This window comes from Natranaeroarchaeum aerophilus (genome assembly GCF_023638055.1).
GTDB classification, from domain to species: Archaea; Halobacteriota; Halobacteria; order Halobacteriales; family Natronoarchaeaceae; genus Natranaeroarchaeum; species Natranaeroarchaeum aerophilum.
The window spans coordinates 1-3,697 of the sequence record NZ_JAKRVY010000024.1 but is presented as its reverse complement, the minus strand read 5'-3'; the positions used below and the strand labels follow the sequence as shown (position 1 = coordinate 3,697).

The window sequence follows — 3,697 nt, the reverse complement described above, 5'->3', positions numbered from 1 at the left end:
GCTTGAGGCAGCAACGGATCACTACGGCGTCGAGGTCGAGGACGCCCAGACGCTGGCGCTGTTGCGCATGCACGAGCAGAACTACGGTCCCTGCATGCACGACTGGCTCGACGAGGGCATCCCGCCGGAAGACCTGGGCAAGCCCAAGGAGATGGAAGACCATCGCATCCAGCGAGCCACCGAAGGAACAACTTCGGACCCCGAAGACATTCCGGAGCCGGTGCTGGACGTCGTCGGCGGTGAAGGCATGCCCCTCGAGGGGACGATCCAGCGCTCGCTCGAAGACCGGATGGACGCGGACTTCTCTGACGTGCGCATCCACACGGGCGCGGACGCGACCAAAGCCTGCGAGGCGATCGACGCCCGCGCGTTCACGTGCGGGCACAAGATCGCGTTCAATTCCGGCGAGTATAATCCGGAGTCGCCCGAGGGACAGTACCTGCTTGCTCACGAACTCGCACACGTCAAACAACAGACTGGCGGTGCGGCGATCAGCATGATGCCCAAGGAGGGCGGCCTGCAGATCGATCCTGACCCGCAGCTAGAGCGCGAGGCCGACGAGATGGCTGCCCAGGCGCTTTCTGGCGAGGAGCCGCTGGTGGTCAATCGGATGGGCGCCGACGTGCACATTCAGCGGATGCCCTCCGAGGCGCAACTCGAGCAGGCCCACCAAGAGGCCGAAGAGCGCTTCGAGACCAGCGTCTCCACTGATCCCGAGGCGTTAGCCATGGAGGTCGACCAGCTCAAGGAGAACCAGGCCACGTTGTTCGACGCGATCGAGGGCGACACCTCCTGGCGAGACCGCCTCGGCAAGGCCGCCAGCAAAGGCGCCATCGGCGCGGCCGGCGGGTTAGTCGGCGCCGCGGTGGGAACGATGATCGCCCCCGGCGTTGGAACAGCCGGCGGCGCCGTCGCCGGCCAGCAACTCATCTCCGAGCTCGCGTCGGGAGTCGCCAGTGACGTCTCGAAAGCCGCCTACGAGCCGGTCTACGAGGCGGGGTCGAAGGCCATCGCCGAGAAATCGGCCGACTTTGGCGACTACATCGAGGACCTCATCGACGAGAAGATCCGCAAGCGGTTCGGTGGGGACGATTATGCTGGTCTCGAGGGTGTTGGTGCCAGCCGAGGTGATCAATAATGGACGGCCTCATCACCGGTGAAAATGAGACGCTCGTTGGGATTAGCGTCATTGATAATAATGATGCCGAGCATGTGATTGAACTGAGGAAGACTGATGGCGAAATAACTGGCCATCAATGTGAGGAGTACGCTGACAAGGCGGCTGATCGTACTCCAGAAGAGAACGAACTAAACGAACAGGCCCGCCGCTTCGCCCAGTACTACGTTTACTGCGAGCGCGGCTACGACACGGTGCCGCCGGAGATCCACCCGGAGCGAATCGACGCCGTCCGGCTGGCCGTCCAGCAACTCTCGGACGACGCGTTCGCCGACCTCTTCGGGGATCTCGAACAGCAGCTTCGGAGTTACCACGACGACGGCGTCTCGCGGGCGATCCCGATTCCGTCCGGTGCGGCCGGCCCGAACTCGGTGCTGTACCGCCAGCACGTCTATCTCGGGGTCGATCCACTCGAGACCGACCTGGCTGACGAGGCCGAGACGCTGGCGACGCTCCACGACGTCGATCTCGACGCGATCGGGAACGTCACCGACGTCGACGAAATCGGCGACTCGGCAGTCGACGACTGGCAGGCGTTCTCCCAGGATCTCGCCACCGTGGCTCGCGACCAGGAGGTGACGGTCAATGATACCCTCGCCATCGCAGCCGTCTCCTCGCTGTACACCGCCTACGTCGATTCGCGTGGCGAAGAACACATCGGCGAGCCCGACAGGGATCCATTCGAGCGCGATCCCGACACGTTGATCGAACTCGCGCCGATCGATCCGGGCCCGCTCGAGGAGTTCCGCGCCTACCTCGACCACTATCTCAAGTGCCAGATCAGGGATTGCTTCGTCCGGATGGGCCTGCACCCGCCGGAGGAGTTCTGCGTCCTCGGTCCCGGCCGGATCGAAGCCGCCGAACAGTACAAAACACTCGAGATGTATCCGGACTTCACCGATCCGGAGAACGATACCTTGCTCGCCTCGAAGTGATGAGCCAGTGTGCGCCCGGAGGTGCCGTTGCCACGCCCGTCGAGATGCCCCAGGAGGGCGGTCTGCAGATCGATCCTGACCCGCAGTTAGAGCGCGAGGCCGACGAAATGGCCGCCCAGGCGCTTTCGGGCGAGGAACCGCCAGTGGTCAATCGGATGGGCGCCGACGTGCACATCCAGCGGGCGGCGAAGGGCGAGTCGATGGCCTACGAAGGACTCGACAATCTCACCGAAGAGGTCGCAGACCTCAGAGCGGAACTCCAGGAAACCAAATCCGACCTGAGCGACCTGCAGAGTGAGGTCCACAGCGGCCTGGGTGAAACGGCCATGGGCGTGGCTGGTGCAGGCGTTGCTGCCGGCACGGTCGCACTCGGCCGCGCAGCGAGTGAGCCGGCTCTTCAGGAGATGCTCGCGGACTCGGCCGCCGACCCGTCACTGGCAGCTCCCGCTCTCGCTGCCACCGCCGTAACCGTCGGCGTCGGGGCCGCCAGTAAAGGCGTCTCGAACACACTCGACAGACTGAGAGACAGGCTCTTCGGTGCCGACGACGATGTTGACGGAAAGCGGGAGGAAGAAGATGAGGGCGATGAATCCAGCCTGAGGTTCTGGGATTAAAATGAAGGGGGAAATTGCTGGCGAGGACGATGAAGGAATAGGTGTGACTGTCATTGACAACAACGAAGTTGAACATCATATAGCGATGGACTTTGATGGTCGGATTGAAGCCCAAGGGCAAGATGGCTACCCGTCAAACCCAAAGGAACGCACGAACCAGGAGGACGAAAGCTTCTCCCAGGCCCGTCGCTACGCCAAGTACCACGTCTACCGAGAGAAAGGCTACGACACGGTTCCGAACACGGAGAACCCCGACCGAATCGCTGCAGCACTGCTTGCGCTGATCGACCTCAGTGACGATCAGTTCGACGAGTACTTCGGGACGCTTTACGAACAGGCGGCGAGCCACGATCGCGCGGACGTCGTTCCGCCGCTGGATCTGCCCCAGGAGGTCTACAACGAAGAGTTTCTGATCTACAAGCAGAACGTCTACCTCGAGGAGGACCTCGAAGCGATCCAGGACGAAATCGCCCGCCCGGCAACTGAGGTGCTGGGTGAGCAGAATCTCGATGCCCTGGCGTCCGCCAGCGGTGACGGCCTCATCTCGAAAGCGGCCTCGCTCGTCGGCGGCGGCAGCAACGACGACACCGACACCACCGAGATTCCCGGTCCCGACCTCACGATAGAGGGTGTCTCCGGCATCGACACGATGTACTACGAGGATACCAACGAGGAGCGGACGATCGAAGGCGAGGACCCGTTCGATCGCGACCCCGACGCGCGCCTCGAAATCGTGCCCACGAGCTACGACCGTGACCGCTTCCGGTTCCACGTCGGGCACAATCTCGTCTGCCAGATCCGGGACTGCTTCATCGGCATGGGCCTGGAACCGCCTGAACCCTACCGCGTGCTCGGGCATGGGAAGTACAAGTACACCGGGAAGTACCGGCACTTCGACTTCTACGAACCGTACTTCGATCACGACGCTCGCATCTCCGGGTACGTCTCACCGGTCTGAGTGCCTCTCGACC

General features: G+C 63.0%; 4 protein-coding genes. All 4 read left to right on the top strand.

Translation table 11 applies throughout. From position 1 onward, the window contains the following. Positions 1–67: 67 nt before the first annotated feature. From AArcSt11_RS16810 to AArcSt11_RS16795, 4 genes are read left to right on the top strand one after another with little or no spacing between them, the layout of a single operon-like run. Positions 68–1,138, top strand: a complete 1,071-nt coding sequence (locus AArcSt11_RS16810) for an eCIS core domain-containing protein (protein ID WP_250598859.1) — start codon at positions 68–70, stop codon at positions 1,136–1,138. Beyond that, positions 1,138–2,112, top strand: a complete 975-nt coding sequence (locus AArcSt11_RS16805) for a DUF7958 family protein (RefSeq protein ID WP_250598857.1) — start codon at positions 1,138–1,140, stop codon at positions 2,110–2,112. The genes AArcSt11_RS16810 and AArcSt11_RS16805 overlap by 1 nt, the downstream gene beginning before the upstream one ends. Further along, positions 2,112–2,726, top strand: a complete 615-nt coding sequence (locus tag AArcSt11_RS16800; protein ID WP_250598855.1) for a hypothetical protein — start codon at positions 2,112–2,114, stop codon at positions 2,724–2,726. Before AArcSt11_RS16805 ends, AArcSt11_RS16800 begins: the two co-directional genes overlap by 1 nt. Before the next feature lies 1 nt (position 2,727). Beyond that, complete coding sequence (locus AArcSt11_RS16795) at positions 2,728–3,684, top strand: DUF7958 family protein (RefSeq protein ID WP_250598853.1); 957 nt, start codon at positions 2,728–2,730, stop codon at positions 3,682–3,684. Positions 3,685–3,697: the final 13 nt, after the last annotated feature.

Coding starts and splice junctions, on each gene's coding strand:
- AArcSt11_RS16805 (WP_250598857.1), top strand. CDS start 1,138: ATGGACGGCCTCATCACCGGTGAAAATGAGACGCTCGTTGGGATTAGC.
- AArcSt11_RS16795 (WP_250598853.1), top strand. CDS start 2,728: ATGAAGGGGGAAATTGCTGGCGAGGACGATGAAGGAATAGGTGTGACT.
- AArcSt11_RS16810 (WP_250598859.1), top strand. CDS start 68: ATGCACGAGCAGAACTACGGTCCCTGCATGCACGACTGGCTCGACGAG.
- AArcSt11_RS16800 (WP_250598855.1), top strand. CDS start 2,112: ATGAGCCAGTGTGCGCCCGGAGGTGCCGTTGCCACGCCCGTCGAGATG.